Raw genomic sequence first — 4,559 nt, forward strand, 5'->3', positions numbered from 1 at the left:
CCGAGGACGTGCTCTGGGCGGTCTGGCGGGCCAGCGGGCTCGCCGAGCTCTGGTCCGCGGCGGCCAGCCGTGGCCCGGCGGTGGCCGGCGAGGGGGACGTCGCCCGACGCCGCCGGGCCGAGGCCGCCGACCGCGACCTGGACGCGGTCATGGTGCTCTTCGACGCCGCGGCCCGGTTCACCGACCGGTTGCCCGGCGCGCGGACCGAGGTCTTCCTCGACCACGTCCTCGGCCAGGACCTGCCGGCCGACACCCTCGCCCCGACCGCCGACCGGGGCGACGCCGTCCGGTTGCTCACCGCGCACGCCGCGAAGGGGCTGGAGTGGGATCTCGTCGCCGTGGCGGGGGTGCAGGAGGGCGTCTGGCCCGACCTCCGGCTGCGCGGCAGCCTGCTCGGCTCCGAACGCCTCGTCGACGTGCTCGCCGGCCGGGCGGCCGGCGCCGGCACGGTGGCCACCCTGGTCGGGCAGACCTCGGCGCTGCTCGACGAGGAGCGGCGGCTCTTCCACGTCGCGGTCACCCGGGCCCGGCGGCGGCTGCTGGTCAGCGCGGTCGCCTCGGCCGCCGTGGGCGGCGACGACCACGAGGAGCAGCCGAGCCGCTTCCTCTACGAACTCGGCCCCACGTCCCCCGAGGGCGACGGCCCGGCTCCGCCCGGTCCGAAGGGCCGCCCGGCCGACCTCCCGGCTCCGCCCGGTCCGAAGGGCGGCGCGGGTGACGGGCGGCCTGCGTCCGGCTCGGAGGACGGCGCGGGTGACGGGTCGCTCAGGTCCGGCCCGAGGGACGGCGCGGGCGTCAACGGGCCGCCTGCCTCCGGTCCGGAGGACGGCCCGGGTGCCGGGCCGCCGCCGTCCGACGCGAAAGGCGGCCGGGGTGACGGAGCGCCTGTCTCCGGTCGGACGGACGGCCCCGGCGGAGGGGCGCCACCCGGCGACGGGGAGTCGGAGGGGTCCCGCACGTTGCCGGTGAGCCGCCCGCCCCGGGCGCTCACCCTGCCGGCGCTGGTCGCGGAGCTGCGTACCGCGGTCAGCGACCCGGACGCCTCCCACGCCCGGCGGCACGCGGCGGCGGCCGAGCTGGCCCGCCTCGCCGCCGCCGGGGTCTCCGGCGCGCACCCCGACGACTGGTGGGGGCTGCGGCAGCTCTCCGACGACCGCCCGCTGGTCGACGAGGGGGAGCCCGTCCGGGTCACCCCGTCGGCCATGGAGAGCGCGCTGCGGTGCAGCCTGCGCTGGCTGCTGGAGCGGCACGGCGGCAGCGGCCCGACCAGCACCGCCCAGGGCGTCGGCAACCTGGTGCACGCCGCCGCGATGCTCGCCGAGGACGCCAGCGTCGACCGGGGCGCGCTGCTGGACTACGTCGCCGCCCGGTTCGACGCGATCGAGCTGGCCGCCCGCTGGATGGTCGGCCCGGAGCGCGCCCGCGCCGAGGCCATGGTCGACAAGCTGCTGCGCTGGCTGGCGGCCAACCCGCGCCGGCTGCTCGCCATCGAGCACGAGTTCGCGGTCCGCCTCGACGACCCGCACCGCCCGGTCGAGCTGGTCGGCCGGGTGGACCGGTTGGAAATCGACGCCGACGGCCGGCTGGTGGTGGTCGACTTGAAGACCGGCAAGTCCACCGCGGTCACCGCGCACGACCTGGCCGAGCACCCGCAGCTGGGCGCGTACCAGGCGGCGGTGGAGGCGGGGGCGTTCGGCGAGTACGGCGAGGAGTCGGGTGGGGCGGCCCTGGTGCAGCTCGGCACCGGCGCAAAGGACGCCAGGGAGCAGAGCCAGCCGCCGGCGGGGGAGGGCCCCGAGGCCGGCTGGGCGACCGCGCTGGTCCGGCGCACCGCCGATACGATGGCGGCCGCCACCTTCGCCGCGGTCGCCAACTCGAAGTGCCGGGTCTGCCCGGTGCGGACGAGCTGTCCGGTGTCCGGGCAGGGGCGCCAGGTCGTCGAGCCACCGACCGTCCGCCCTCCGGAGAACCCGTGACCCAGCCCGCCCTGTTCAGCACAGTGACCCCGGCGCCCCGGGTGGCCGACGCCGGCCCCCGGTACACCCCGGTCGAGCTGGCGAAGCTGCTCCGGCTGCCGGCCCCGACCCGGGAGCAGGCGGCGATCATCGCCGCGCCGGTGGAGCCGTTGCTGGTGGTCGCGGGCGCCGGCTCCGGCAAGACCGAGACGATGGCCGCCCGGGTGGTCTGGCTGGTGGCCAACTCGTACGTCCGGCCGGAGCAGGTGCTCGGGCTCACCTTCACCCGCAAGGCCGCCGGTGAGCTGGCGCACCGGGTGCGTACCCGGCTCGACCAGCTGGTGCGGCGGCTGGGCCGGCAGGGGCGCGACCCGCTCGACGACCCGCTCGCCGGCGAGCCGACCGTCTCCACCTACCACTCGTACGCGGGCCGGATCGTCACCGAGCACGGGCTGCGGGCGGGCTACGAGCCCTCCACCCGGCTGCTCACCGAGGCCTCCCGGTGGCAGCTGGTGGACCTGCTGGTGCGCAACTACGACGGGGACATGTCCTCCGTGGACCGGATGCCCAGCACGATCACCGACGCGGTGCTGGCGCTCGCCGGCGAGCTGGACGAGCACCTGGTCGACCCCGACGAGCTGGCCGCCTGGACCGGCCGCTTCTTCGCCGAGGTGCAGTCCCGCCCCGGCCGGGTCTACGCCGACGTGCGCAAGGCCCTCGCCCTTCAGCAGACCAGGCTGAAGCTCCTCCCGCTGGTGCGGGCGTACGCGCGCCGCAAGGAGGACTTCGAGGCGATGGACTTCGCCGACCAGCTCGCCCGGGCCGCCCGGGTGGCGCGGGACCACCCCGGCGTCGGCGAGATCGAGCGGGACCGCTACCGGGCGGTGCTCCTCGACGAGTACCAGGACACCAGCCACGCCCAGGTGGTGCTTCTCAACGCGCTCTTCGGTGGCGGGCACCCGGTGACCGCCGTCGGTGACCCGTGCCAGTCGATCTACGGCTGGCGCGGGGCCAGCGCCGGCACCCTGGACCGCTTCCCGGCCGAGTTCGCCCGCGCCGACGGCGCGCCGGCCGAGGTGCTCAGCCTCTCCACCAGTTGGCGCAACCGCCCGGAGATCCTCGGCGTGGCCAACGCCCTGGCCACCCCGCTGCGCGCCGCCGGCGCCCGGGTGCCGGAGCTGCGGGCGGCGCTGAGCGTCAAGGACCCGGTACCGCACCGCAGCGCCCGCGGCGCCGCCGGCGGCACCGTGCACTGCGCCCTGCTCCCGACGTACGCCGACGAGGCGGACTGGATCGCCGACAGCATGCTGCACGCCTGGCGGGGCGCGGCCGGGATGCCGGGCGCGCTGCCCGAGCACATCCCGGTGCCCCAGCGCCCGACCACGGCGGTGCTCGTGCGGGTGCGCAGCCAGATCCCGGCGATCTCCGCCGCGCTGCGCGAGCGGGGCCTGCCGGTCGAGGTGGTCGGGCTGGGCGGCCTGCTGGACACCCCCGAGGTCCGCGACGTGGTGTGCACCCTGCGGGTGCTGGCCGACCCGACCGACGGGGCCGCGCTGCTGCGGCTGCTCACCGGGGCCCGCTGGCGAATCGGGCCGCGTGACCTGGTGGCGCTGCACCGGCGGGCGCGGGCCATCGCCGCCGCCCGCCGGCAGCCGGTCGACGACGACGCCCCGGAGATCACCCCGGACCTGCTGGACGAGGCGACCCTGGTGGAGGCGCTGGCCGACCTTGGCCCGGCGCAGGCGTACTCGGCGGAGGGCTTCGTCCGGCTGCGGGCGTACGCCCGGGAGCTGGGGCTGCTCCGGTACCGGCTGGACCAGTCCCTGCCGGAGCTGATCGCGGACATCGAGCGGACCATCGGCCTGGACGTGGAGGTGGCGGTGCGGGCCGGCCGGGACGGCGCGGGCGACGCCGGCCTGGCCCGGGGCCACCTGGACGCGCTCGGCGACGTCGCCGCCCGGTTCGGCGGGGAGACGCCCGGGGCGACCCTGTCGGGGTTCCTGGCCTACCTCGCCGCCGCCGAGGACGAGGAGCGGGGCCTCACCCCCGGTGAGGTGGAGGTGGTCGAGGGGGCGGTGCAGATCCTCACCGCCCACGCCGCCAAGGGCCTGGAGTGGGACGTGGTGGCCGTGGCCGGGCTGAGCCGCGGCGGGTGGCCGGGGCAGGTGCGCAACTCCGACCACTGGCTCGGCGGGCTCGGCGTGCTGCCGTTCCCGCTGCGCGGGGACGCCGACGGGCTGCCCGGGCTGGGGCTGGCCGGGGCGGAGGACCAGCGCGGGGTGGCCCGGGCGCTGGAGGACTTCGTCGACGCCTGGCGGGCGCACGACGAGCGGGAGGAGCGTCGGCTGGCGTACGTGGCGGTCACCCGCCCCCGCCGGCTGCTGCTCTGCTCCGGCTACTGGTGGGCCGAAGGCGCCAAGCGTCCGCGCGGGCCGTCGGTGCTGCTGCGCGAGGTGCACGACGCCTGCCTGGACGGCGGGGCGGGGCACCTGGTGGACGAGTGGGCGCCGGAGCCGCCGGGGGACGCGGTCAACCCGACCACCGAGGTGGTGCTCCGGGCCGAGTGGCCGGCCGACCCGCTGGGAGCCCGGCGGCCGGCGCTGG

General features: G+C 77.7%; 2 protein-coding genes. Both read left to right on the forward strand.

The window, feature by feature from the left end; all coding sequences use genetic code 11:
• On the forward strand, nt 1–1,976 hold a 1,976-nt coding region (locus tag NCC78_RS27880), incomplete at its 5' end, for a PD-(D/E)XK nuclease family protein (RefSeq protein WP_250798224.1).
• On the forward strand, nt 1,973–4,559 hold a 2,587-nt coding region (locus tag NCC78_RS27885; RefSeq protein ID WP_250798225.1), incomplete at its 3' end, for an ATP-dependent helicase. The genes NCC78_RS27880 and NCC78_RS27885, both read left to right, overlap by 4 nt.

Source organism: Micromonospora phytophila, from assembly GCF_023656545.1.
Taxonomy (GTDB): Bacteria; Actinomycetota; Actinomycetes; order Mycobacteriales; family Micromonosporaceae; genus Micromonospora; species Micromonospora phytophila.